This is a genomic window from Dissulfuribacter thermophilus, from assembly GCF_001687335.1.
Lineage (GTDB): Bacteria > Desulfobacterota > Dissulfuribacteria > Dissulfuribacterales > Dissulfuribacteraceae > Dissulfuribacter > Dissulfuribacter thermophilus.
Genome location: NZ_MAGO01000011.1, coordinates 86,082 through 110,802, shown reverse-complemented (window position 1 = coordinate 110,802; position 24,721 = coordinate 86,082). Strand labels below are relative to the sequence as shown.

24 protein-coding genes and 1 tRNA gene are annotated in these 24,721 nt (G+C 42.7%); 6 read left to right on the top strand and 19 right to left on the bottom strand.

Annotated elements, in window-relative coordinates:
* Position 1 precedes the first annotated feature (1 nt).
* The 4 genes from tatA (DBT_RS09990) to tatA (DBT_RS09975) form a co-directional block, all read right to left on the bottom strand.
* On the bottom strand, positions 2–214 hold the full coding sequence (tatA, locus tag DBT_RS09990; protein ID WP_067619989.1) for a twin-arginine translocase TatA/TatE family subunit: 213 nt from the start codon (positions 212–214) through the stop codon (positions 2–4).
* An 81-nt stretch (positions 215–295) separates the two neighbouring features.
* Positions 296–1,138: a c-type cytochrome biogenesis protein CcsB gene (gene ccsB, locus DBT_RS09985; protein ID WP_067620040.1), complete on the bottom strand. Its 843-nt coding sequence runs from the start codon at positions 1,136–1,138 to the stop codon at positions 296–298.
* Positions 1,138–2,496 carry a cytochrome c biogenesis protein ResB gene (gene resB / locus DBT_RS09980; RefSeq protein WP_141674278.1) on the bottom strand — a complete coding sequence of 453 codons (1,359 nt, stop codon included), beginning with the start codon at positions 2,494–2,496 and terminating at the stop codon, positions 1,138–1,140. Before resB ends, ccsB begins: the two co-directional genes overlap by 1 nt.
* Positions 2,497–2,522: 26 nt before the next feature.
* Positions 2,523–2,690, bottom strand: a complete 168-nt coding sequence (gene tatA, locus DBT_RS09975) for a twin-arginine translocase TatA/TatE family subunit (RefSeq protein ID WP_067619981.1) — start codon at positions 2,688–2,690, stop codon at positions 2,523–2,525.
* A gap of 421 nt (positions 2,691–3,111) precedes the next feature.
* On the opposite strand from tatA (DBT_RS09975), the gene DBT_RS09970 reads away from it, so the two are divergent.
* The 6 genes from DBT_RS09970 (at position 3,112) to priA (ending at position 9,765) form a co-directional block, all read left to right on the top strand.
* Complete coding sequence (locus tag DBT_RS09970) at positions 3,112–4,191, top strand: type IV pilus twitching motility protein PilT (protein ID WP_067619979.1); 1,080 nt, start codon at positions 3,112–3,114, stop codon at positions 4,189–4,191.
* Between the two features lie 3 nt (positions 4,192–4,194).
* Positions 4,195–5,361, top strand: a complete 1,167-nt coding sequence (locus DBT_RS09965) for a type IV pilus twitching motility protein PilT (RefSeq protein ID WP_067619976.1) — start codon at positions 4,195–4,197, stop codon at positions 5,359–5,361.
* Positions 5,358–6,017 (top strand): zinc-ribbon domain-containing protein, encoded by a 660-nt coding sequence (locus DBT_RS09960; protein ID WP_067619973.1) that lies wholly within the window; start codon positions 5,358–5,360, stop codon positions 6,015–6,017. The genes DBT_RS09965 and DBT_RS09960 overlap by 4 nt, the downstream gene beginning before the upstream one ends.
* A 143-nt stretch (positions 6,018–6,160) precedes the next feature.
* The gene (locus DBT_RS09955) at positions 6,161–6,661 is read left to right on the top strand and encodes a metal-dependent transcriptional regulator (RefSeq protein WP_067619970.1); all 501 of its coding nucleotides are present in this window, start codon (positions 6,161–6,163) and stop codon (positions 6,659–6,661) included.
* Complete coding sequence (galU, locus tag DBT_RS09950) at positions 6,651–7,520, top strand: UTP--glucose-1-phosphate uridylyltransferase GalU (protein WP_067619967.1); 870 nt, start codon at positions 6,651–6,653, stop codon at positions 7,518–7,520. Before DBT_RS09955 ends, galU begins: the two co-directional genes overlap by 11 nt.
* A gap of 145 nt (positions 7,521–7,665) precedes the next feature.
* A complete protein-coding gene (gene priA / locus DBT_RS09945) occupies positions 7,666–9,765 on the top strand; it encodes a replication restart helicase PriA (RefSeq protein WP_067620038.1) in 2,100 nt (699 codons plus the stop codon).
* A 68-nt stretch (positions 9,766–9,833) separates the two neighbouring features.
* Here priA and DBT_RS09940 read toward each other — a convergent pair whose 3' ends face one another.
* The 15 genes from DBT_RS09940 to rpoN all read right to left on the bottom strand — a co-directional run bounded on the left by DBT_RS09940 (position 9,834) and on the right by rpoN (position 24,718).
* Positions 9,834–10,769, bottom strand: coding sequence for an RluA family pseudouridine synthase (locus tag DBT_RS09940; RefSeq protein WP_067619966.1), 936 nt, complete (start codon positions 10,767–10,769; stop codon positions 9,834–9,836).
* Positions 10,766–11,248 carry a CarD family transcriptional regulator gene (locus DBT_RS09935; RefSeq protein ID WP_067619963.1) on the bottom strand — a complete coding sequence of 161 codons (483 nt, stop codon included), beginning with the start codon at positions 11,246–11,248 and terminating at the stop codon, positions 10,766–10,768. Before DBT_RS09935 ends, DBT_RS09940 begins: the two co-directional genes overlap by 4 nt.
* A gap of 173 nt (positions 11,249–11,421) precedes the next feature.
* A tRNA-Leu gene (locus DBT_RS09930) sits at positions 11,422–11,507 on the bottom strand.
* Positions 11,508–11,510: 3 nt separating this feature from the next.
* The gene (gene secG / locus DBT_RS09925) at positions 11,511–11,903 is read right to left on the bottom strand and encodes a preprotein translocase subunit SecG (RefSeq protein WP_067619962.1); all 393 of its coding nucleotides are present in this window, start codon (positions 11,901–11,903) and stop codon (positions 11,511–11,513) included.
* Positions 11,904–12,668 (bottom strand): triose-phosphate isomerase, encoded by a 765-nt coding sequence (gene tpiA / locus DBT_RS09920; RefSeq protein ID WP_067619959.1) that lies wholly within the window; start codon positions 12,666–12,668, stop codon positions 11,904–11,906.
* 1 nt (position 12,669) lies between these two features.
* Positions 12,670–13,860 carry a phosphoglycerate kinase gene (locus DBT_RS09915; protein ID WP_067619956.1) on the bottom strand — a complete coding sequence of 397 codons (1,191 nt, stop codon included), beginning with the start codon at positions 13,858–13,860 and terminating at the stop codon, positions 12,670–12,672.
* A gap of 15 nt (positions 13,861–13,875) precedes the next feature.
* Positions 13,876–15,105 (bottom strand): type I glyceraldehyde-3-phosphate dehydrogenase, encoded by a 1,230-nt coding sequence (locus tag DBT_RS09910; RefSeq protein ID WP_067620029.1) that lies wholly within the window; start codon positions 15,103–15,105, stop codon positions 13,876–13,878.
* Positions 15,106–15,150: 45 nt separating this feature from the next.
* A complete protein-coding gene (locus tag DBT_RS09905; RefSeq protein WP_067619953.1) occupies positions 15,151–19,371 on the bottom strand; it encodes a PEP/pyruvate-binding domain-containing protein in 4,221 nt (1,406 codons plus the stop codon).
* Positions 19,371–20,378: a type I glyceraldehyde-3-phosphate dehydrogenase gene (gene gap, locus DBT_RS09900; protein WP_067619950.1), complete on the bottom strand. Its 1,008-nt coding sequence runs from the start codon at positions 20,376–20,378 to the stop codon at positions 19,371–19,373. The genes DBT_RS09905 and gap overlap by 1 nt, the downstream gene beginning before the upstream one ends.
* 47 nt (positions 20,379–20,425) lie before the next feature.
* Positions 20,426–20,869, bottom strand: a complete 444-nt coding sequence (locus DBT_RS09895) for a GNAT family N-acetyltransferase (RefSeq protein ID WP_067619947.1) — start codon at positions 20,867–20,869, stop codon at positions 20,426–20,428.
* Positions 20,870–20,912: 43 nt separating this feature from the next.
* A complete protein-coding gene (locus DBT_RS09890) occupies positions 20,913–21,314 on the bottom strand; it encodes a PTS sugar transporter subunit IIA (protein WP_067619944.1) in 402 nt (133 codons plus the stop codon).
* A 2-nt stretch (positions 21,315–21,316) separates the two neighbouring features.
* The gene (rapZ, locus tag DBT_RS09885) at positions 21,317–22,189 is read right to left on the bottom strand and encodes an RNase adapter RapZ (protein ID WP_067619941.1); all 873 of its coding nucleotides are present in this window, start codon (positions 22,187–22,189) and stop codon (positions 21,317–21,319) included.
* A 41-nt stretch (positions 22,190–22,230) separates the two neighbouring features.
* Complete coding sequence (locus tag DBT_RS09880; RefSeq protein ID WP_067619938.1) at positions 22,231–22,704, bottom strand: PTS sugar transporter subunit IIA; 474 nt, start codon at positions 22,702–22,704, stop codon at positions 22,231–22,233.
* 21 nt (positions 22,705–22,725) lie between these two features.
* Positions 22,726–23,217, bottom strand: coding sequence for a ribosome hibernation-promoting factor, HPF/YfiA family (gene hpf / locus DBT_RS09875; RefSeq protein ID WP_161939961.1), 492 nt, complete (start codon positions 23,215–23,217; stop codon positions 22,726–22,728).
* 16 nt (positions 23,218–23,233) lie between these two features.
* Positions 23,234–24,718 (bottom strand): RNA polymerase factor sigma-54, encoded by a 1,485-nt coding sequence (rpoN, locus tag DBT_RS09870; protein ID WP_067619932.1) that lies wholly within the window; start codon positions 24,716–24,718, stop codon positions 23,234–23,236.
* Positions 24,719–24,721 lie beyond the last annotated feature (3 nt).

Sequence of the window (24,721 nt, the reverse complement as noted above, 5' to 3'; positions counted from 1 at the left end):
GTTATGCCTTTCCTTTTTCAGTACTGGTTGAGTCTTTTTCTATTTCGGGCTTGGCTGCATCTTTATCCTCTACTTCTGTTTCTTTTAGCCCCTGTTTAAAGGCCTTAAGTCCTTTCCCGAGGCCTGCTCCGATTTCAGGGAGTTTCTTCCCACCAAATATGAATAGGGCTATAAGCAAGATAATTAAGAGTTCTTGTGTTCCAAAACCAAACATTATTCTATCCTCCAAATTTAAATCGGGGATATATCCCGTGATTTCTTTCTTTTAATATAATCATAAGCAATATAATTTCAATTATTGCGAACCGTAGCTATGAAGCCCTGACAGTAAAAAGTTTACGCCAAAGTATGTGAAGATCACAGAGCAAAATCCTATAATGGATATAAAGGCGATTTTGGTGCCCTTCCACCCCCTGACAAATCTGGCATGAAGGGCAGTGGCATATACAAACCATGTAATAAGACTCCATGTCTCTTTTGGGTCCCAGCTCCAATATGTCCCCCACGCCTGGTTGGCCCAAACTGCTCCGGTTATGATACCGACGCTGAGCCAGAGAAATCCAAAAATAATGGTCTGATGCATGAGTTCATCAATGCCCTTCAGGCTGGGAAAGGCGCCCAGTAGTCCTGAATCCTTATTAGGGCTCATATTTTTTAAGAGATACATGATGCCAAGGCCGCATGCTACAGCAAAAGCTGCATATCCAATGAAACATGTAATCACATGAGCGATCAGCCAATTGCTTTGAAGGGCTGGGATCAAGGGTTCGATCGAATCCCGCACATTGGGATTAAACGAGGCATAGGCCATGGAAATTGCAGCAAAAGGCATGGCAAATGCACCAATGACCCGGCTCTTGGTCTTGTATTCTACGAATACGTAAGTTAGAGCCGTTGCCCAGGAAAAGAAGACGAGGGACTCGTATAGATTTGAAAGTGGTGCATGGCCATAGCCCAACTGATACGACTCAATCCATCGAAGTCCAATGCCTGCTGTCTGCACGATTACACCAATTACAGTGCTAACTGTTCCTAAGAAACCTACTGGCTTGAGTCGAAAGAGCCAGTGCATAATATATAATACTGATGCACCAAGATAGATAAAAGTACACCAACTAAGTAAATAAGAACTTGATATCATATTTTTTCTCCTAATGAAGCGCTGATTTGTGTCTTTAACTCTTCAAATTCTTTTTTGAAGCCAGTCTTGTTTTTGTTGATTTGTCCTGCGACAATGACTTCAGTAGCCTTGCCCTTAGGCCTTATCATCAACCAGAGTCGCTTGTGTGGTACCCAAAAGGCGATAAATATGCCAAGTATTAGGCCAATGCATCCGAGATACACCAATGGTACTCCAGGGTCCTTTTTAACTTGAAGTCCCGTCATAAAATTATTTTTTATTCCTTCTAATGAGACCCTGTAGAGGACTTTTTGGTTGTTAAATTCTCCGTCTCTTCCTTTTAGTACCCATATGACCTGTGAGCCGCCATTAGGTGTGCCAACCCAGAGGCGAATAGCTGGGACTCCATGTACATTGGGTATATATTGCATTATTCCGATCTCCAGGCCCTCTTCTGGCAGGGGGATTTTCTTGTATGCGGGAATAGAAAGATCTTTTGAACCTCCGTCAGAGCGACTCAACTTTAATTTGACAGTTGGGATTGCCTGGTATGAAGACTGATAAAAACGAACACCTTTGTAGGTGAGCGGGGAATTCACTAAGACCTCTTTCTTTAGGACCTCTTTGCCATTTTCAATTACAGTCAAGTCTGATCTGAAGAGTTTAGGAGCGCCATTGTCATAGAATTGTACATCAAACTTGTCGCATCGAATGGTAAATCCCAAAGGAATAGGGGTGCCGTCGCCGCGACGGTAGATATGATCTGTGCTTTCGCCCTCGGCGATCATGATACTACCGCCGAAGCCAAAGAAATTTCCGATGATTGCCCCTAAAAATATTATGAGAAGGCTGAAATGTAGCCCATAAAGCCCCCAATAACTCCATTTTCCTTTTTCTACTAGATACACTCTTGAGCCATCTTCAAGCGACCGTTCTTTTTTAATGCGTCCTGCAATTTTTGAAAAAGTATTAAGGAGAGCCCCTTGCTTGGAGTCGTCAAGTGAACGACTAAGAGACCACGAGGCCTTAAAAGGCATTCTTAAGAGTTTGTCAGCATCGACATTTGAACTGTCTCGCCTGATAAGTTCAAGAGTGTATGGGAGTCTCCTTGAAATGCATACAAGGAGATTTAGGGAAAAAAGTCCTAAAAGTGCCAAATACCACCAGGAATGATACGTGTCATCCAGATGTAACCATCGGATTAAATTAAAAAGATTGGGACCGTATCGATCAAGGTAAAAATGTAAGCTCTCTCCTTGGGGAATGATTGTCCCCACTATTGAGGCAATTGCCAGGATGATAAAGATGACTACAGCAAGTTTTACAGATGAAAAAAAATTGAGTATGGGATTGTCGCTCTTCTTTTGACTTTTCATAGGCCTAGGGGGTCCGAAATCTGACCTCAATCAGATTGATGTTCGGACTCTTTTTCTTCCTCCTTAAGGGATTTTTTAAAATTTTTTATGCCTTTGCCAAGCCCTTTACCTATCTCAGGGAGCTTTTTGGCTCCAAAGATAATGAGCAAGATGGCAAGGATTATTAAAAACTCCGGTATCCCAAGCCCGAACACCTCTAGCCCCCTAATGCATCCTTTTAACTTACTGCTCTATGGAATGTGTGTCAATGTTCCTATTTTCATTTAATCCAAATTTACACTTGGTCGATTATAGAAGGTAGATATCGGGTCTTTACTGTGTCCAGACATAGCCAGATACTGCTGGTGCTGAAGATAAGATGAAGTTCCTTGTAATTCAAGTAGTTATTAGGTACTAATCATGTTTAAATTTTGAAGATTGCAAAAGCTCGTTGTCCATTTGTTGTGGATATGGAGAGCATTTAATAACATCCTAATAATCTAGGCTAATCATGAATTGCCACCTAAATATGTGGATACTGTCCTTTTTCGATGCTGTTTGTAGTCGTTTAGCAAAAAACGATTGGGAGAATAGGTTAGGACTAAAAAAGAAATAATAGGAAACAAGGGAGGAAAAATGGCAAAGATAGATGCCTTTTTTAAATTGATGAATGAACAGGGTGCTTCTGACCTCCACCTTGCCTCCGGATCTCCTCCAGTTCTCAGGATAAGGGGCGAACTTCATAGGGTTAAATACAAGGTTCTCGAAAATGACGAACTTAAGGCCATGCTCTATGAGATAGCTCCTGAAGAAAAGATCAAGGTCTTTGAAGAGACTGGCGATGTGGACTTTGGTTATGAGATCCCAGGGCTTGCACGGTACCGCGCCAATTTCTTCATGCAGAAAAATGGCATTGCTGCAGTTTTTCGTGAAATCCCTAGTGAGATAAAGACAGCTGAAGAGCTCGGTCTTCCACCAGTTATCACAAAATTGGCCATGCTACCAAGGGGGCTTGTATTGGTTACAGGGCCTACGGGGAGCGGTAAATCAACTACCCTTGCGGCAATAGTGGACCATGCAAACAGACACAGAAAAGACCACATTATTACAATTGAAGATCCTATAGAATTTGTCCATAAGAGCAAAGGCTGTCTGATAAATCACAGGGAGGTGGGAACCCATACGAGATCGTTCAGTGCTGCCTTGAGGGGCGCTCTACGTGAAGATCCTGATATTATACTTGTAGGTGAAATGAGGGACTTAGAGACTATTTCACTGGCTATCGAGGCTGCAATGACCGGTCACCTTGTAATGGGCACGCTACATACCATAAGTGCAGCTAAGACCGTTGATAGGATAATAGAGATATTCCCAACCCATCAGCAGCCACAGGTGAGATCAACACTGGCTGATGCACTTAGGGCAGTAATATCACAGACAATGTTCAAACGCATTGACAAACCTGGAAGATGTGTTGCTTTTGAGATACTCATTGCCACTCCGGCAGTGAGAAATCTGATACGTGAAGGCAAGACCTATCAGATCCCATCTTCAAGGCAAACAGGAAAGAAATACGGAATGCAAACCCTGGATGATGCTATAATGGAGCTACTCCAGAAGGGCTGGATTGATCCCAACGAGGCCTACAATAAGTGTGTTGACAAGGCAAAATTTAGGCCGTATACAACCAGGATTGACGATATCACAGAGGTTTAAACCTTGAGATTTAACGACATAGCCACATTAGTGCAGAAGGCCCTAGATCAGTATCCGAAATTCTCGGATCTCAATCTTACTGTGGGCCGACCAGTTCAGGTGTGTGCAGATGGTGTGCTCAAGCCCGTCTCTTTCCCCCTAATGACCAGCGTGCTCACACCTGTTCAGACAGAGCAGATCGTCATGTGCCTTGTTGAAGGCAACAAGCGCCTTTTATCAGATCTGCTTTTACATGGTTCATGTGATCTTTCGTATCAGCATCCATCAGGGCCCAGATTTAGGGTCAACATTTTTTCTCAGAGGGGCACATACAGCATTGTAATGCGCCAACTGTCCAGCAAGATCCCCACCATTAAGGAAATGAAGATGCCAGAGTGCTTCTATAAGATGGCACAGGAAAAAAACGGGATCATCCTCTTTGTTGGCGCCACCGGAAGTGGTAAGAGTACCAGCCTTGCGGCTATCTTGGACGTAATTAACGAGACTTCCCCTGTTCATGTGGTCACTCTTGAGGATCCTATTGAATTTGTTCATCCTCATAAAAAAGCCACTTTCAATCAAAGGGAATTGGGTCTTGATTTTGATCAATTTGCAAGTGGATTGAGGGCTGCATTGAGGCAGGCTCCCCATGTCATTTTAGTTGGAGAGATTCGCGATAAAGAGACAATGGAAATAGCCCTCAATGCAGCAGATACAGGACACCTGGTTTTCAGCACTCTTCACACTGTAAATGCTGGGCAGGCCATAAATCGCATCCTTGGAATGTTTTCAATAGAAGAGGAACGTCAAATACGTTCAAGACTCGCAGATACCATTCGCTGGATTGTAGCCCAGAGGCTCTTGCCCAAAGTTGGCGGTGGAAGGGTGGCTGCCTACGAGATCCTGCGTTCCAATCTTCAAATAAAGAGCCTTATACTCCAAGGAGAATCAGAGGAAAAGACTTTTTATGGGACCCTTGAAAAGGGTTCTGCCTATGACATGCAGACCTTTGATCAGCATATATTAAAGCTATTTGAAGACAATCTAATCACAGAAGAAACAGCCCTTGCATACGCAAGTAGTAAGGCGAAGGTAAGACAAGGCATTGACCTTATAAAAAGCAAAAGAGGAGAAAAGACCACTGATATTGAAGGGTTGAGCATTGATTTTGATTGGGATGAGTCACCATGAGCACAGATGAAAATTATGTTAGCATAATTTGCCCTAATTGCTCAAGGAAATACAGGATTGGGGCAGATAAGATACCTGCTGGAAAAACAATAATGGTAAAATGCCTCCAGTGTGGTGAAAAGATTCCGGTAGGACTACGGAAAAATCCAGTATCCAGTCAAGATAGCCCTCTGGTTTCATCCGAAATCCTGTTAAAGGCCCAAGAGTACTTTCAACCAGGTCAAAAGGTGGCTATTGTGGTGGCTGATATCAAGGAGCCTTCAAATATTTTCAAATTATTAAATGACATGGGATTTGAGACCAGAGTTGTCAATTGGCCAGATGAACTAGAAGGCCGTTTCAGACTCTTCACTTATCCCCTTTGTTTCTTTTATCAGCAAGGGCAACAGATGCAGGATAAGCTGTTACAATTACTGGTCAAGGCATCTCATCTCCCAGCTGAAACAAGAAGGAAGACATTTTTTCTCTATTGTGCCCCAGAAGGTAATAGGTACGATTCTCTGCAGGCATTTTCATACAGTGTTGACCTTGTGATTTCCCATGCTGACCTTGATAGGTTGAAAGAATTTTTACCTGAGGCAATCAGAGAGAAAGAGTTAAATTATAAGCCTCTCTTTGCTATTCAGGAAGAACTTCAAAAAAAGGGGTTAAAATAGCATCTTCAACCTGTTGGATTATATTTTGGGTTTCTAAACGATTAAGTATAAGTTCTCTTTTTTAAAGAAAAAATGTTTTTATAATTAACATTGAATATAATTTGTATTATTGACAAAATTTGTTTATATTTTACTAATTATCCATGGATAAATCTCACCATATTTTAAGTGCAAGTCTTGAAGATTACCTTGAAGCCATCTACTTAATAATCAAGGAAAAAAAAGCGGTTAGGGCAAAGGATATTGCAAAAAGGCTTGGGGTAAGTAATGCATCTGTAACAGGGGCACTCAGGACCCTCTCAAAGAGGGGTCTTATACATTATGCTCCTTACGATGTTATCAGTCTCACTGAAAAGGGAAATGCTGTTGCAGAGGATATAGTAAGACGCCATGAGATTCTAAAGGAGTTTTTCGTGAAGGCCTTAGCAGTTCCGGAAGAGCTCGCCGATGAGGCGGCATGTAAGATGGAGCACGGTATTCCACAAGAGATCATTGACAGATTTGTCCACTTTATAAAGCTCCTGGAGTCATGTCCGTTGAGTCGAAAGGGCTTGCTTGACGACTTAAAAAAACAATTTGACGGTGACAACGATATTTCAACATGTGAGCATTGTAATAAGGGGGGCGGGCCGGATGGAAATTAGAAAGGCTGTAGTACCTGTTGCAGGACTAGGGACTCGATTTCTTCCGGCTACCAAGGCCATTCCAAAGGAAATGCTAACTATTGTGGATAGGCCTACGATTCAATACATTGTAGAAGAGATTGTAGCCTCTGGTATCAAGGAAGTGGTATTGGTCACTGCATCTGGAAAGAGCGCAATAGAAAATCACTTTGATTATTCCTTTGAACTCGAGACCTTTCTATCCCAAAAGGGAAAACTCAACCTTTTGAGGGAGGTTCGTCACATATCACAGCTAATAGACGTGGTATCGGTTCGGCAAAAGGAGCCATTGGGTCTGGGCCACGCCGTTATGGTAACAGAGACAGTAATCGGCAACGATCCTTTTTTAGTGGTATTGGGAGATGACCTTGTAGATTCAGATGTGCCATGTGCCTATCAAATGCTGCAGGTGTTTAGAAAATTCCAGGAATCAGTCGTAGCAGTTCAGAGGGTGCCACATGACGAAATTTACCGTTATGGAATAGTTGAAGGTGTTGAAGTGGAAAAGGGGATATTTAAGGTCTCAAGGCTAATTGAGAAACCATCTCCTGGAACCACAAAGTCAAACCTTGCGATTATAGGTAGGTATGTATTGAGGCCTGAAATCTTTGGGTGCTTAAAGAGAACCTCGCCCGGTGTGGGAGGAGAAATTCAGCTAACGGACGCACTTGATTCTTTAAGAAGAGAACGAGCCCTTTATGCATATGAATTCAAGGGTAAACGCTTTGACGCAGGAGATAAGTTTGGCTATTTGCAGGCTACTGTAAATTTTGCCCTAGATCACCCAGAACTTGGGGCAAAGTTCGCAGAATATCTGAAGCAGGTCGTGGAAAGACTTTGACCTAAAGCCTGTGCGTCAAATTATGCAAGAAAGATTAAAGGGACGTTTTCAGCAATTGAAGGAAGTCCATGCCTTGAGCACTCTCAAAGAGGGTCCAGTATAACCAAGAGATGGAAAGAGTAGGAATTAGGTGGGTCAAATTCCATTGGAATCTGAAATAAGTCCCGTATTTGTTGCACTTCCCATTCCAAAACAAGGTCTCCTGGCCTATATGCCACCACAGGGGATGGACCAATTGGAACCTGGTATGAGGGTGCTTGTACCAGTTGGATTAAGGCGTCGCATGATCGGTGTTGTATGGGACCCACCAGAAAAAAGAGATCCTCAAGACCTTGATATTGAACTCAAAGAGGTTAGTTCAGTTTTAGATGAAGCTCCAATCATATCAAGGGAGTATAGACGATTCCTGCAGGCGGTATCTTGGTATTACTTTTACCCAGTTGGAATGACCCTAGAGGAGGCCCTTCCAAACCTACTGCTGTCATCAAGGTCGAGTTCGATTGAAAAGATCCTAAATACTAGGAAAAAGACTAGAGTAAGGTTTCAAATTCCACCTTCTGCTCCTTGTCGTCCGAAGAGTCTTACTCAGGAACAGATTAGTGTCTTATCAGTGTTGAAAAAGAGGATTTCAGGGAATCTTTTTTCTCCAGTAGTCCTCCATGGGGTAACAGGAAGTGGAAAGACTGAAGTCTATATTAGAGCAGCAGAGTCGGCCTTGGCCCTAGGCAAAACTGCACTTATACTCGTACCTGAGATAGCCTTGGCCTCTCAGTTGGTTGCGTGGTTTTATAATGCCTTTGGTGACCTAGTGGGCCTGTGGCACAGTAAGATCACAGGTCCTCAGAAGTTAAAGACATGGCAAGATATAAGGGATGGAAAGATAAGGATCATCGTCGGGGTAAGATCTGCTATTTTCGCTCCGTTGGACAATATTGGATTAATTGTAGTGGACGAAGAACACGACGATTCCTTTAAACAAGACGTAAGGCTGAGGTATAGCGCAAGGGATCTTGCCTTACTTTTGGGTAAACTCCAGAATGCTACTGTGGTCCTTGGTTCGGCAACGCCTTCTCTCACAACCTATGAAAAAGTCATCAAGGGTGAATATGAGCTCTTGACCATGACCCGAAGGGTACATGACACTCCACTTCCCAAAGTGGAACTCATTGACTTGAGAACAAAGAGAAAGAAAAAGGAGATCCCCAGGCTGCCCTGGTGGATGAGCGAGGCCCTATATAAGGCAATAGATGAGACCCTTCACTCTAACGAACAGCTTTTATTGTTTTTAAATAGACGAGGTTTTGCAACATTCGTCTTCTGTTCAGACTGTGGCCATGCCTTTCGCTGCCCCCATTGCGAAATTACCCTTACTCTTCACAAGAGCTTTGGTCCAAAAGGCAACAAAGAGCTGTTAGTCTGTCATTCCTGTGGTTTTAATTTGCCAGCCCTACCTGTGTGTCCAAATTGTGGTGGACAGGCCATCAGTTCTAAAGGCATTGGTACAGAACGTGTCTTGGCTGAACTCGTACAGGTGTTTCCCAATATCAGGGCAGAGAGATTCGATAGAGATACCATGGGATCAAAGAAGAAGCTTATCAATACGTTAGAAGGCTTTAGAAAAGGAGACATTGATGCCCTGGTGGGAACTCAGATGATTACCAAAGGACATGATTTTCCAAATCTCAGTCTGGTTGGGGTAATCTGGGGCGATCAATCTCTTCACTATCCTTCCTTCAATGCATCTGAAAAGACATTTCAGCTCCTGACTCAAGTAGCGGGGAGGGCCGGAAGACGGGGAAAGAGAGGAAGAGTAATAATTCAATCTTTCTGCCCAGAACACTATTCTATTGTTTATGCCTGTGAACACGATTATGAATCGTTTTTGAGAGAGGAAAGAAATAAACGTGTAGGACATTTTTATCCCCCATTTGGTCATTTGATAAATTTAATTTTTTCTGGAAAGTTAGAAGAACATGTGAAAAAAATTAGTTTTGAGGCTCAACAAATTGCTATGCGTATTTTGCCAAAAATACAAAAAAGATATACAAAAGCAGTGGAAATCCTTGGGCCCTCTCCTGGGATCAGGCCTAAGGTAAAAGATTTGTTCGTGTGGAATTTATTACTCAAGTCTCAGTCAAGAAAGGCCGTGAGATCGCTGGCTGAAGGCTTGTTGAACAAACTTTCAACTGTTCCCAAAAGAGGGGTACGCATAGAAATCGATTGTGACCCAACAGGATTGGGTTAATGGGTTCTTGGTAGGCCAGTATTGTCGCTTCGATATTGGTTTCCCTTTGGGACCTCGCATTTGTATCCTCATCTGTCAAGCTTCTCTATAACTTCTACCATGTCTGAAGGGACGGGGGCAGTAAAAGAAAGCCATTCATCTGTCTTGGGATGGGGAAATGAGAGTTCAAAGGCATGGAGCATCTGTCGTGGTACATGTATTCTTTCTCTATCTATCTGGATCACTGATGGGCCACCATAGGTCCTGTCTCCAAGTATGGGATGCCCAATAGCTGACATGTGCACTCGGATTTGGTGGGTCCTTCCTGTAAAAATCCTTACAGACAGCAAGGTCGCACCTTTGAGGTACTTCTTTATCTTCCAACGGGTGAGCGCACTCCTGGGAGAACGGGTTACAATACTCATCTTTTTTCTGTGTACTGGATGGCGCCCAATGGGAAAGTCAATTTCACCCTCGAGCTCTTTTGGTTGACCTCTCACAATGGCAACATACATTTTTTTTACCAATCCAGTTTTGAAAAAGTCTGCCAATCTTGAATGTGTCCAGTCATCCTTTGCCACAACTATTGTACCAGAGGTATCCTTGTCGAGTCTATGTACAATACCAGGTCTTAGTGGTTCTGAGCCTTTTGATAGGCGGTCGAAGTGAAATAAAAGCCCATGGACTAGGGTCCTTTCTTCAAGTCCTGCTCCTGGATGCACGGAGAGCCCTGGGGATTTGTCAATGACTACAATCCAATCATCTTCATATAGTATCTTTAGGGGGATAGGGACCGGTTCCACTTTGGGTTCTTTAGGGGGCGGAATAAATACAGTTATTTGGTCGCCTTCCTTAACTAGTTGTTTGGGACGCTTTGCTTTTTCGTCATTTACATAAACCAGACCTTTTTCTATGAGTTGTTTGGCCTTGGATCTGGATACACCTATACCCAGATTTGCAAGGCATACATCGAGTCGAGAAAGGTTTAAGGAAGCAGGGACTTGGACGTTTTTGGGGGGATTCAAGGAGTAAAGATACTCTCTATTTCTTCTTGGACCTTGGATTCCTCAATTCCCTTTGCGATTGCTATCTCCTTAATGAGCAGGGCCTTGGCACTCTCTAGCATCTTTTTTTCCCCAAAGGATAGGGGTTTATCCATCTGTAGGAGATAAAGGTCCCTTAAAACAACCGCAAGGTCTCTTACTGAGCCCGTCTTGATCTTTTCCATGTATTCTCTATAGCGTCTGTTCCATGCCTGAGGGGTGAATTCAACATCGCGATCTTTCAATATTGAATATACTTCCTCGGCCTGGTCCCTTGTCATGACTCCTCTCAGGCCGACCTGGTTAACATTGCCCTTTGGAACCAATATCTTCATATCATTTTCAAGGATCCTCATTACATAAAAGGTGTGTTGATTGCCACCAATGGCCTTTTGCTCTATAGCTTCAATGACACCAACTCCATGGGCAGGATAGACCGCGAGGTCACCTACATTGAACATTTTTCGGCCCCCCTTGTAGAAGAATTAAATGGATTATAGCACAAGTCCATGTGATTTAAAACAGATACCATAAATTTGTCATAGCAAGTGATTACCATTGAGAAGAGAATTAATATGCAATCCTGAAGGGCTCCGATTGGAATATTATGATTTCAGATTTAATATTTAAGAAATGGTGCCGAGGGGGGGATTCGAACCCCCACGGGCGGAGCCCACCACCCCCTCAAGATGGCGTGTCTACCAATTCCACCACCTCGGCACTTTATTTATTGGCATCTGTGCCTTGTGAACTACCACTGTCAGTTTTTTCGGCTTTTTGCCCGCCTTCATCTGCCGGAACCACTGGATGGCCTTCCGGAAGTGCAGCAGGCGCCTCAGGGGCCTTCACTGGTGCTACAGTACTTACATCTTGCATCACTGATGCAGCACCTCTGTGTGATGCAAGATAGGTCAATCCCAAACTTGTGAGCATAAAGAGTACAGCCAGGACCGATGTCATTTTACTCAAAAACGTTGTTGGCCCTGTGCTACCGAAAATGGCCTCGCTGGAACCAAAAACAGCACCAACTTCAGCCCCTTTTCCTTGTTGTAAAAGAACAGTACCAACAAGGAGTATGCACACAATTGTATGTATTATAACAAGTACTGTAAACATTCAGCTCTCAAATCGCACAATTTTTTCAAAACTATTTACCTCAAGAGAGGCACCGCCAACCAGAGCACCGTCTATGTCTGGCTGATTCATCAGCCCTGCAACGTTCTCCGGTTTGACGGAGCCACCATACAACAAACGGAGATTTTCTGCAATAGGTGAATTGAATTTTTGAGCAATCAATTTGCGAATAAAAGAGTGTACCTCTTGGGCTAGCTCTGGAGTTGCGGTTTTTCCAGTGCCAATAGCCCAAACAGGCTCATAAGCTATTGTCACACTTTCCATCTCTTCTAGTGAGACAAGTGATAGCCCACCATCTATTTGTGTGCTGATTACCTCATTTGTGTGCCCCTGTTCCCTTTGTTCTAGGGTCTCACCTACACACAATATCGGACAGATGCCATGGGTTATTGCGGATTTGACCTTTTTGCCAATTAAATCGTCGGACTCTCCGAAGATGTGTCTCCTCTCTGAATGCCCTATTATAACAAAACTTACCCCTATAGCCTTTAGCATCAGAGGGGATATCTCTCCGGTAAAGGCCCCTTGTTCCTCAAAATGCATATTTTGAGCAGCGATATGACAATTGGGGACCTCTTTTACAAGATTTGCGGCCTCGTTAAGGGAGGTGAAGGGAGGGGCTATGATTATATCTCGATCAAAGATATCCTTGATCTTGGGGATAAATTCTTTGAAAAAGGCCCTTGTTTCCTCAAGGGTCTTATACATCTTCCAGTTTGCTGCAATCAGCGGCCTTCTGCCATTCATATTAACCTCCACATCTTTCTAGGGCCTTTACCCCCGGTAGCTCTTTTCCTTCAAGGAGATGAAGAAATGCGCCGCCACCTGTAGACATATATGAGATCTCACTTGTATCGCCGGCCTCATGGATTGCCCTATCAGTATCTCCACCACCTACTATAGTTAACGCATGAAGTGAGGCGAGTGTTGATGATATGGCAAATGTCCCTCTGGAAAAACTCTTTTCCTCAAAGGCACCTAGAGGACCGTTCCAGACCACTGTCTTTGCATCTTGGAGCGCCTCTCTATAGAGAGTCACCGTGGCAGGGCCAATGTCAAAGGCCTTCCATCCAGTAGGAATCTCACCATAAGGTTTGATTATTTGAACGGCATCTTCCATTGACCTGGAAACAACGGCGTCTACTGGAAGATAGAGGGGGATCCCCAATGAACTGGCTTTTTCCAGAATCGACCGCGCTTCCTCTATTAGATCTTCTTCAATCATGGAGTCGCCGACATCGACACCTTTGGCCTTTAAAAAGGTGTTTGCCATGGCACCCCCAATGATTAGTTTATCAACCTTGTTTAAAATATTTTTTATGGCCCCGAGCTTTGAAGAGACCTTTGCCCCGCCCATTATTGCAACTAGTGGCCTAACGGGATTTTCTATTGCCTTATGGAAATAATCCATTTCCTTTTTGAGTAAAAAGCCCATGCCACATTCCTTTACGAATTCGGTCACTCCGACAACTGAGGCATGAGCCCTGTGACAGACGGCAAAGGCATCGTTAATAAAGATATCAGCTAGTTCTCCTAATTCCTTAGCAAGGGTATGGTCATTCTTGGTCTCCCCTGGATGAAAACGAATATTCTCCAAAAGGAGTACATCTCCATTTTTGAGGGCCTCTACATCTTGTTTTACCTGGTCCCCTATACAGTCATTTGAAAGACGGACCTCTTTGCCAAGGATCTCTGAGAGTCTCTTTGCCACTGGGCCAAGACTGAATTCAGGACGCCTTTCACCTTTTGGTCTTCCCAAATGGGAGCAAAGTATGAGCTTTGCCCCCTGTTCAATGCAATAGTTTATGGATGGAAGGACTGCGAGAATCCTAGTATCATCCGCAACATCACCCTCCTTGGATAGAGGACAATTGAGATCCACGCGCATAAGGACTTTTTTTCCAGAGATGGACAATTGGTCAATGCTCTTCATGAGAATAAACCTCCACTCCCCCTAAAACATCTTGTCAGCTATAGAGCAGATCCTATCTGCCAATAAATTGGTGTAGCTTCCAAGTTCATTATCATACCAACCATAGATTACGACTTGAGTCACTGGGATCGTTATGGATGCACAGGTAACCCCACTTTGATCAAGGCCCTTACATACCATTTTGGGATCAATATTTATGGCAGCTGTCCTTGTATGGGTCTCAGTTCCCTCGATTATTGCAGCGGCCTCTGGAAATCCAATTATATCAGAGGAAACATTTTGCTCTTCAGTGTAGACTAGCCTTGGTTTAAGGGTTGTTTCAGCAGCCTTTTGATAAATTGAGTTGATGAGATCTCTCTTAATGGGATTTTCCATGCTCTCATCGTGAATTGAAAGTACTAGAACGATTAGTGATCCTGTATTTGTAGGGATTCTTACGGATTCAGCAATAAATCCTATCTTTTTCATCTCTGGGAGGACCAACCCAAGGGCGTCTGCTGCCCCTGTAGTGGTAAGTATGATATTGTTCAATATACTTCTATTTTTTCTCAGGTCTTTTGCCCCTGATTTTGGAAGCCTGTCTAAAACCACCTGACTAGACGTGGCAGCATGGACAGTTACCATGGAGGCAGAAAGTATGCGGGATGCTCCAAAGTGATCCAATAGAGGTTTTACCATGTAAGCAAGGCAAGTAGTGGTACATGATGCAGCTGAGATCAAATTGTGCTTTTCAGGTATATAATCATCTTCATTTATACCCATAACCGTGGTTACAGCGTCGTCTGGTATAGACTTTGATTTATCTTTGATCTTAAAAGGTGCTGAGAGAATGACCTTTGAAGCACCTGCTTCAAGATGTCCCCTTAAGGAACCCTTGGGGTCATCTGCTGGAACCGTTGGGTCTCTAAATACACCAGTGGTATCGACAACGAGTTTCACATCGTAGTCTGACCATCTGATATCTTTTGGATTTCTGCTTTCCCTCAATATAGTAACAGGGACACCGTCTATAGTCATGGTGCCCTTTTCCTCGTCTAAGTTTTCTATCACCCTTGTCCCTTTATATCCGTACAAAAAATTTGAAAGGCGGCCATAGGTACTGTCCTTTTCAATGGCAGCGGCCAAGTCATTAAGAGACCTTCCAACCTGTCTTCCGATGTTAACAACTATCTCTGAAAAGGATTTTCTAGCAACATGGGTCCAAAGAGATAGTTTCCCAATCCTCCCAAGACCATTGATGCCAAGCTTCATAGGGCGTGGCTGGGATGCCTGTTGAATCATTTTATTCCTCCTTTCTTAAGCATGACTCTTGTGTAGCCCAAAATATACAGCGCCGTTTCTTCCATCAATACTGATGAAATCTCCGGCCCTTAGTTCTATTCCTTGTATTTTAGCCATTTTCTTTTGTTCATACAACTTAAGACCCTTAAAGCCTACAACACATGTCTTTTCCAGTCTTAGAGCCACTATTGCTGCGTGGGATGTCTGGCCACCTTTAGCAGTCAAAAGGCCGTCTGCAAGAGATATCTCTTTTATATCATCTGGAACTGTATCTGATCTTATCAGAATCACTGGATCCTTGGAGCTTTTTTCTTTTAGCATCATTATATCGTCTAGAGTAAAGGCGATCCTTCCAGAAAGGGCCCCCCCACTTACTCCTATGCCGCGGCCTAGAAAGGCATTTTTTAGCGAAGCAGTCTTAACGAACACTGGATAAGACCGTTTCTTCTTTGGAGTCATATCCCTAGTCTGCAATATGTAGAGGTCCTTGGGGTCGGGAGACTCAAAGGTAAATTCTATCTCTTGATGGCTCCAACCCCTCTCAACAATCAGCCTTTTCACATAGTTGAATAGGGCCTGATATATTTCTGGAAACGCCTCCTCAAGGCAAGGCTCTTCTATATTGAGATATTCTTTTTGTTCTAGAGAAATTGGATAGGTACTCACCAGGCCACTTACAATGTCTTCTCCCTGGTTACCAGGTGTATAGTCTCCCCATAGACATACCCTTTCGAGTTTGTGATTGGGATTGGTGGTAAACACCACACCTGTCCCAGAGGCTTCGCTCATGTTCCCGAAGGTCATCACCTGAACTATTACCGCAGTCCCCCATCTGTCTGACAAATCCATGATTTCTCTATATGCCTTGGCTTTGTCAGATTCCCATGAGCGAAGCACAAGTTTTATGGTACACATGAGTTGTTCCCATGGGTCATCAAAGATTTTAATGCCAGCCTCAAGGGTCTTTTCTCTGTACTTTAAGGCAAGAGCCTTCATTTGTTCGCCAGTAAATTGCCTCTTCTTTTCAACTCCAAAGTGTTGCTTGTGTTCCGCCATGAGTTTAGAAAAGATGTCTCTGGAGAGTCCGAACCCCATGGCCCAAGATTGGACAAATCTCCTGTAATTGTCCCAGGCAAACCACATCTTCCCTGTTTCCTGGGCAAGACCTTCAATGGTATCTAGATTGCTCCCAACATTGATGATTGTGGACATCATCCCAGGCATTGATATGGCAGCTCCACTCCTCACCGAAAGTAGTAGTGGTGCCTTGGGGTGTCCAAATCTCTTTTGAGTAATGTCTTCAATGGAGTGTAGAGCGTCCTTGAGGCGTTCTTTGAGCTCCAGAAAGACCCTGGGGAATTCGTCTAATATCTCCCTACACCTAAAGATCTCTGTGGTGATTATGATCCCAGGGGGAACAGGTAGACCTTCCTCGTGAAGGAGTAACAGGTTAAAGCCTTTATTGCCTAGGTGTATCAAGTTCTTAGTAGAAGGATTTGGAGCATTTATGGGACATATGGTGCTGTCTGGATTGTAGCTTAACAAGAGATCAAGGTTCTTTTCAGATAGTGCTGCTCTTTCCTCTTCGAAAATGTGATGGACTCGAGAGACAAAAGTATCCAAGTACTGTAGTCCAAATGTGCCAGCAATAAGATCTCTTAGGAAGCGTTCTGATAGTTGATGAATGAGTTCCCCTTTGGTCTGTGCATTATGGTTTACGCGGTTAAATTTTTCCAGAAGCCTGTCTGGATAGAGCTGTTCGATTATTAGAGGGAGGTTTTCTTGGTGAGGATGGATGTAGTATATGTATATTATGTCCTTTACCCCTTCTAAGAGTCCATGAATTATGTCTCTAAATTGGCCAAAGGAGAATTGGCTAAAACGAAGGGCCTGTTCAAAGAGTCTTAGATATGTCTCGAACTTTTTGGACTGTATTCCATCTATTTTTACTCCACGCCAAAGGAGCTTAAGATATCGTAGTATCAATTCCAGATTTTTGTATGTAATAAATTTTATGTCAAACCCTGTGATAATGCGTTCAAAATAGGTGTTGGCAAGGTTTTCCAGCCTAAAACTGAGACTAAGGGCATCAAATTTTTTTTCATGATATCTGCCATACATAGATGGGATGTCAGCGGCGATGTGTCTTTTAAAGTAGATGTCTTCTCTGCCCTCAAACCTTTGAGGACTAAGTATTACATCTTTCAACGATTCGAGGTGTTTTAAAATGACCTCCAGGCACTCTTCTGGTTCATCTTTGTTCACTGCTTCAATTATCTCTTCAACACCCTCAAATCCCAGTTTCTTGGCTTCCTCGAGGTGATGCAATATCTCTTGAGTCCCTAGTTTGTATTTCAGGGTCTCAAGTCTGTACATCTTTATAAGTAAGATGAATCTTTCCTTATCGCTTGGAGGTATGTCAGGGGCCCTGTATAATAGGCGCTCTAGGGTGTCTTCTTGAATGTTTACTAGTTTTGTAACCCTTTTAGCAAATGGCTCTAGGCCAAGTTCTTCACTCAAAAATCTTACTAGTCGATGGACTGGATCCACAAATTGGCCATGGGTAGGGATTTCCTCAAGGAGTTCTTCGGGCAAATACGGCTTTAGTACAGACTTTTCTCTGCTGTACCAGAAACACAAAATCGCCTCTATGAAATTTACTATAAGGTTATTACTCTCAACGTGACTCTGTTTCCTTAAGAAATGAATCAGTTTGTCCTGCCTGTGGGTAATTTCATCAAGTTCAGTGGATACATCTCTTAGGAGCCCCTCTGCCCCTATCTCATTAAAATAGACTGGGAATTGCTTGGCGAGCTGTTTTACCAGGTTGTAGACAGGTCTTATATTTGAGTTTAAAAGCTTTGAAACATCCTTTTGAAATAGATCTGTGTCTTTAATGCAGATTCCACCAAGTTTGATGTTTATGAGCAGTGCTGAAAGGAGACTTGAACACTGATAGGGCCTTTGGCCAATGAGCTTCATCCAGACCCGTATATTTTGAAGATGGGCTGGATTCCTAAGGACCTGCCATTCCATGTCAACGCCAGTCACGTTTGGGGTTTGGAACCCGAAGCCAATGACCTTTTTCAGAAATAGTTCGGTGATCTGTGGGGCGTCTAGCTTCAATATCTCGGTACCCAGAGCTTCTATACACTGTAGCGCTGTCTGCGGGAATTTTCCTGCCTGTTGTTCAAGCAGTTCAAAGTCCTTAGGGAGCATCTGTTTGAGTTGTGTGGTATCAGCATTCTTGATATAGCCAAGAAGTATCCTGTTGATCCCTCTTATGGTCTCTTCATAGATTATTGAGAGCCCTGGGAGCTCCATTATGTGAAAGAGAAATAGTAGCCCTAATTCATTGTATTTTTTAAGGGTATTGGAAATGTTTCTGTAATGACGCACTATTTCGATATTGCCAGGCAATTTTATTAGTCTATTGAGGGAGCTTATGTCTTTTCCCTTAGAGTTTATTAACTCCCGTATTTCTTTTAGCCCAGTTCTAAGTACCTCATGGGAAATTGGTTCAAATAATGCTTTAATTTCATTTAATTCTGTTTTAGAGAGCTTAATTTGATATTTTTTGATTGTTTGGTCTAGCCATTCAATGGGATCTTCAGACGAAAGCCAGACTTCATAGGCATGTATTCTTATCCAGCCCACGATCTCTATACATGACCTGATAAAGCTTGGCGGAATCTTTTCGAGTTTCAGTCTGTTAAAGAGCAGGCTCAATGACTTTGGAAGGGGATGGAGGCTTTCTGCCATGAATCTGGCAATCATGCATCCCTCCATCATGAGTTCCGAAAACGTCCTTTCAATACTTGGTATAAGTGACCATAATTGATCCGTATCAACTACCTGAAATAGTTTTTCTATAAATGCGAGGAGCGCGTCTGTGGCATCTTTTTTCTGATATTCCTTTGGGGCCTGATGAATTAGGGTTAGAAATAGTTCAAGTTCGACCTGAAATACCTCTGTGGCCCTATCTGTACGGCAATAGACTTGAAGATTTTTTAGGGTAAAGGCACGAAATTCATTGATGATGGCATCCCAATTTTTGAAAGGGTGGTGGATTTCAAATAGGATGTGCTCTGCAGCATTTTTGACACCCTGATAGTCTTTGACTGCATCCCTAAGGACAGAATACCTCGCATTGAATTCTATTTGCTGGACTTGAGTGGCCTCAAGATTTACCCTCAAGGCCTTTGATTCGAAGGTTTTCGCCTGTTTGAACGCCATTATATTATTTCAAATTTGCTCATGTGAAGTATGAGATCAAGTACTCTATTGGAATAGCCCCATTCATTGTCATACCAGGCCAAAATCTTGACCAGATTTTCTCCACGGACCTTGGTACTGAGTCCATCCACTATACTTGAGTGTGGGTCCATGTAAAAATCTGAAGAGACAAGGGGCTCTTCTGTATAGCCAAGATACCTATTTTGGGCCTGTTTCAATACCTCATTGACCTCTGGTACTGTGGTTGGTTTTTCAGTCAATATGACCATGTCCGTAATGCTGACATCGGGGGTGGGAACCCTGATTGACAAGCCGTCGAGTTTACCAGTAAGTTCTGGTATTACTTTGCCTATTGCGCTGGCTGCCCCTGTTTTTGTGGGAATCATGTTTATGGCAGCTGCTCTAGCACGTCTAAGGTCATTGTGGGGAAGATCAAGGAGTCTCTGATCGTTTGTGTAGGCGTGTACAGTGGTAATAAAGCCGCTAACGATTCCAAATCGATCTAAGATTACCTTTGCCACTGGTGCAAGGCAGTTTGTAGTACATGAGGCGTTTGAGACAATATGGTGTTTTGAAGGATCATATTGGTCTTCGTTAACTCCCATAACAATAGTAATGTCGTCTCCCTTTGCAGGTGCTGTTATGATCACTTTTCTGGCACCGCCTTCCAAGTGACCTCTTGCGAGTTCAGCATCCCTGAATCGACCAGTAGCCTCTATCACAAAATCAACCCCAGAGTCAGCCCATGGGACCTCTGATGGAGATTTGGCGTTTGAAATTCTTATCTCTTTTCCAGCCACGATAAGTCTATCCTTCTCAACCCTTACATCAAAAGGCGCCTTTCCGAATACGGAATCATATTTTAATAAATATGCTGACTGTTCTGTATTTGTGAGATCATTAATGTGTATAATTTCAATATCTGAAAATTCTTCGTAGATCTTTGAGGCACGGAAAATTGCTCTTCCGATTCTACCAAAACCATTTATACCCACCTTAATGGCCATTATAAATCCTCCTTTTGAAAAATTAGAAGCCAACGCCTGTGGTTTAACTAAGTAGCTGCACCTATCTTATTCTCCAATCTCAAACTTCCATCTCTATTCGCCTCAGAGACCTGTTGAAATCCCAAGTCCTTATAAAATCTCAGTGCTTCTACATTAGTTACATCACAGTCTAAAACGATTTTAAATACGCCATCTTCTTTGGCCTCTTTAAATAAATTAAAAAATATGAAGTGACCAATACCTCTTTTCCTCATTTGAGAGTGGACGGCTACTTTTTTGACATAGATTTCGTCTAAAATCTTTTGATACACAATATAACCAATTACAGAACATGAAGGATCTTCCACAACAAGGCACCTCGAACAACCACTGTCATCACATAGTTCAGAGTAAAATGCGTTTTTAGTCCACGGATCTTTAAACGAGGACTCTTCGATAAATAAAATTGACTCAAGGTCTTCGTTTGTGCAAGGCCTCAATTTAAGGTTCACGCCATACTCTCAGCCTGATATGTGAGGTAGGGGTTCCCCTGGACTATCCCTTCAGGATTCCTGAGGCTTGATTGATACTTTTTCTGCCGTAAGTCACTAATTCTTCAGTGACTTTTTCTAATGATTCTCCTTTTGACCTACACTGACTCAAACGAATTAGCATAGGAAGATTCACCCCAGTCACTATGTCTATTTTTCCCTTTTCCAAGAAAGTAAGCGATATGTTGGAAGGGGTCCCACCAAACATATCAGTTAGGATTAAGACACCATCTCCTTGATCGACCTGTTTAATGGCTTTTCGGATGTTTGTCTTTAGTTTATCTACTTTTTGTGAGGGATCAATGGTTAATGCCACTATGTTTTCGACCTCACCAACAATAAATTTGGTTGTCTCTAAGAGTTCCTGTGCAAGATTGCCATGAGCCGCAATGATTATACCCACCATTTTTAGACCGCCTCCAAAGCCAAATCTCTGTGAGTGACGATAACGTCCTCTCTAGCCTTTGTAAACAATTCCTTTAGGTGTTCCACAATTGCCACTGACCGATGGCGGCCTCCTGTGCATCCTATGGCAATTACGAGATATGATTTGCCTTCATTTTTATATGCAGGTATGAGAAGCTCCAACATATTGGTGATGTTTTCAATAAATAACTTGGACAATGGATTATCCAAAACGTAGTTTCTCACTTCAATGTTTAACCCTGAATACGGCCTTAGTTCATCTACAAAGAAGGGGTTTGGAAGAAATCTAGCATCGAATACAAGATTTGCTTCTGCGGGCAAACCATATTTAAAACCAAAAGAGACCAGGTGAATAACCATCTGGTCAAGGAATTTTCTCGTGGAATAGAGTGACATTATTTGCTTTCTGAGTTGGTGGACATTTAGATTAGATGTATCTATGATCCTGCCTGCCTGTTCTTTTAAATCGCGCAGCAGTTCTCTTTCCAGTTTGATACCATCTAGTAATGGACCTCTAGGAGCCAAAGGATGCTTACGCCTGGTCTGGTTGAATCTTTGTACTATTATTTCGTCTCTTGCATCTAAGAACAGTATCTCTAGATGAAAACCAGCTTTCTTAATGATGTCAAAGACTTTTTTATGTTCATTTATGAAATCCCGTTCCCTCACATCCATTACGAGGGCCATTTTTACGGGTTCTGTGGACGAGCCTTCTTTTAGTTGAAAAAAACTCGGAAGAAGGCTGACTGGCATGTTATCCACACAAAAGTATCCAATGTCTTCGAAGGATTTAAGAGCCGTGCTCTTTCCGGAGCCTGAAAGACCTGTGATAACTACAGCTTGTACATTCTTCATGGTTCAGTCTTTCCCATGCCTAGTGAGTTGGAACAGCTTTACTATATTGAGAGAGGAAGGGTGCAGTCCACATCTTTGATCACGTCTAAAAGGCGCAGGGCATTGTCAGCATTCATGAGATGTTCGTATACATTGGGTGTCTTAAGCAGTCTAGATATACGAGCCAGAATTTTTAAATAGGCAGTTGATGCCGTCTCTGGAGCTAGTAAAAGGAAAATTGCATGAACAGGCTGATGGTCCAGGGCCTCGAATGGCACTCCTTCCTTGCTTCTGGCAAAAATAACGAGTAGTCTCTCAAGTCCATGGATCTTGCCGTGAGGTATGGCTATGCCGTTTCCAATTCCAGTACTTCCCAACTGTTCCCTTTCCTTCAAGGTCTCAAAAATGGCCTCCGGCGCCACTCCCTGTACGAGGTCTGAAGCCTTTTGAGCAAGCTTTTGCAGGACCTCATCCTTAGAAGCAGCAGATAGATCCGCAATAATACACTTTTCGCAGAGAAATTGGGTGATGAACATAGAATTAGGCTTAAATCCCGTCTATGGTTCTATGAGTCCAAGTTCACCGTCCTTGTGCCAATATAGGACGTTAATGTCATCTGTTTCTGCATTCCTGAAGACCATAAAATTTTTACTGGAAAGGGTGAATTGTTCCACCGCCTCTTCAAGGCTCATGGGCTTTGAATCCATTTTTTCAGTACGAATTACCCTTACGTCTATTTCATCTAGCTCACTTGTAGCTGTTTCCTGGGCTGGCTCTGGAGTGGTATTTCGTTTATTTAGAAGTTTTTCTCTGTACTTTTTTAGTTGTTTCTCTATCTTGTCAGAAACTAGATCGATTGCAGGCCTGATGTCGTCTTGGACTTCCTTTGCAGTGGCCCTAATTCCATCTCCAGAAATGACCACTTCTGCGGCATGTCTGAATTTTTCAACACTCAAAACTACATTCACTTTTATTGGACCATCAGAATACTTCTGAAGTTTTTTCATCTTTTGTTCGACGTATTCTTTTAGTGTGTTCGATGTTTCCATTTGGCGGAAAGTGACATTAATGCGCATTAGTACCTCCGTGTTTCATTTTATGAGTAAGTGGGCGTTTTCGCCTATTAGAAGGCAAAATGCCCATAAGCTCCCTGTATTTTGCTACTGTGCGTCTGGCAATTTTGATATTTTCTTTGGCTAGAAGTTCTACAATCTGCTTATCACTATATGGTTTGAGTGGATTCTCTCCCTGGATAATGTTCTTTATCTTTTCCTTTATGATCTTTGTGGCAATGTCTTCTCCGTCGCCTTTTTTCAGGCTGGCGCTAAAGAAAAATTTTAGTTCGAAAAGCCCTTGGGGGGTTTGTGCATACTTGTTTGCCGTAACTCTGCTAACGGTAGATTCATGTATGCCAATATCCTCTGCAACATCCTTGAGTATCAATGGCTTCAGGTATTCGATCCCCTTGTCCAAAAATTCTCTCTGAAATTTTACAATGCTTTTTGTAACCTTATAAATGGTCTTTTGTCTTTGGTGTATACTCTTTAAGAGCCAAATAGCTGACTTATACTTGTCTTGGATGAATTCCTTTAATTCCTTGTTTCCATTATTGGTTTCAATCGCACTTTTGTAGAACGCGTTTATCTTGAGATGTGGGAGATCGTCCTCATTTAATTGAATTACATAGTCATCATCTACTTTATAGATATATATGTCGGGCACGATGTAATGAGTTTCATCTGAAGAGTAGGAGTTCCCAGGGCGGGGTTCAAGGCCTTTAATTACTTCTATGGCCTGGGCAATATCTTCAAGACTTCTTCCAGTTGCCTTTGTAATTTCTTTATAATTTCGTTTTTCGATGTTATGGAGATGGTTTTTGACAAGTTCTGTGACTAGTGGATCATCAATTCCCAGATATTCGAGTTGTACCAAAAGGCATTCTCTAAGATCTCGAGCTCCAACCCCAACTGGATCGAATAATTGAATCTTTTTGAGTACCTTTAGTACGAGTTCAGGACTTGTGTTTAAATCTTCTGCAATTTCTTCCACCGTGGCCTTTAAGTAGCCTGATGAATCTATATTGCCAATGATGTTGTGTCCAATAGTGCGCTCTTCCTCTGAAAAGTCGCTCATCTGTAGTTGCCACATTAAGTGGTCTGCTAAATTGGTTTTTTTTGTAAGCAAATTTTCATAATTGGGGATTTCTTTTTCTTCAAAGGAATAAGAGGATATAATACGCTTTGAATCGTCCTCCCAATAGGCCTTCCATTCATCTTCCTCTATCGCCTTTTTATCCCACGGGGTCTGTTCGTCCTGGGAGGCTGCGAGCGTTGGGAGGGATTCGTCTACGGCATCATTGGCCTCAACGGTTTCAGATGAATTGGCATTGGGTTCAGCTTCTTCAAGTACTGGATTTTGTTCTAACTCCTTTTGAATAGTTTCAATGAGTTCTACCCTCGACAGTTGCAACAGTTTTATGGCCTGTTGCAACTGGGGAGTCATAACAAGTTGCTGGGTAAGTTTTAATTGCTGTCTGAGCTCAATAGCCATATT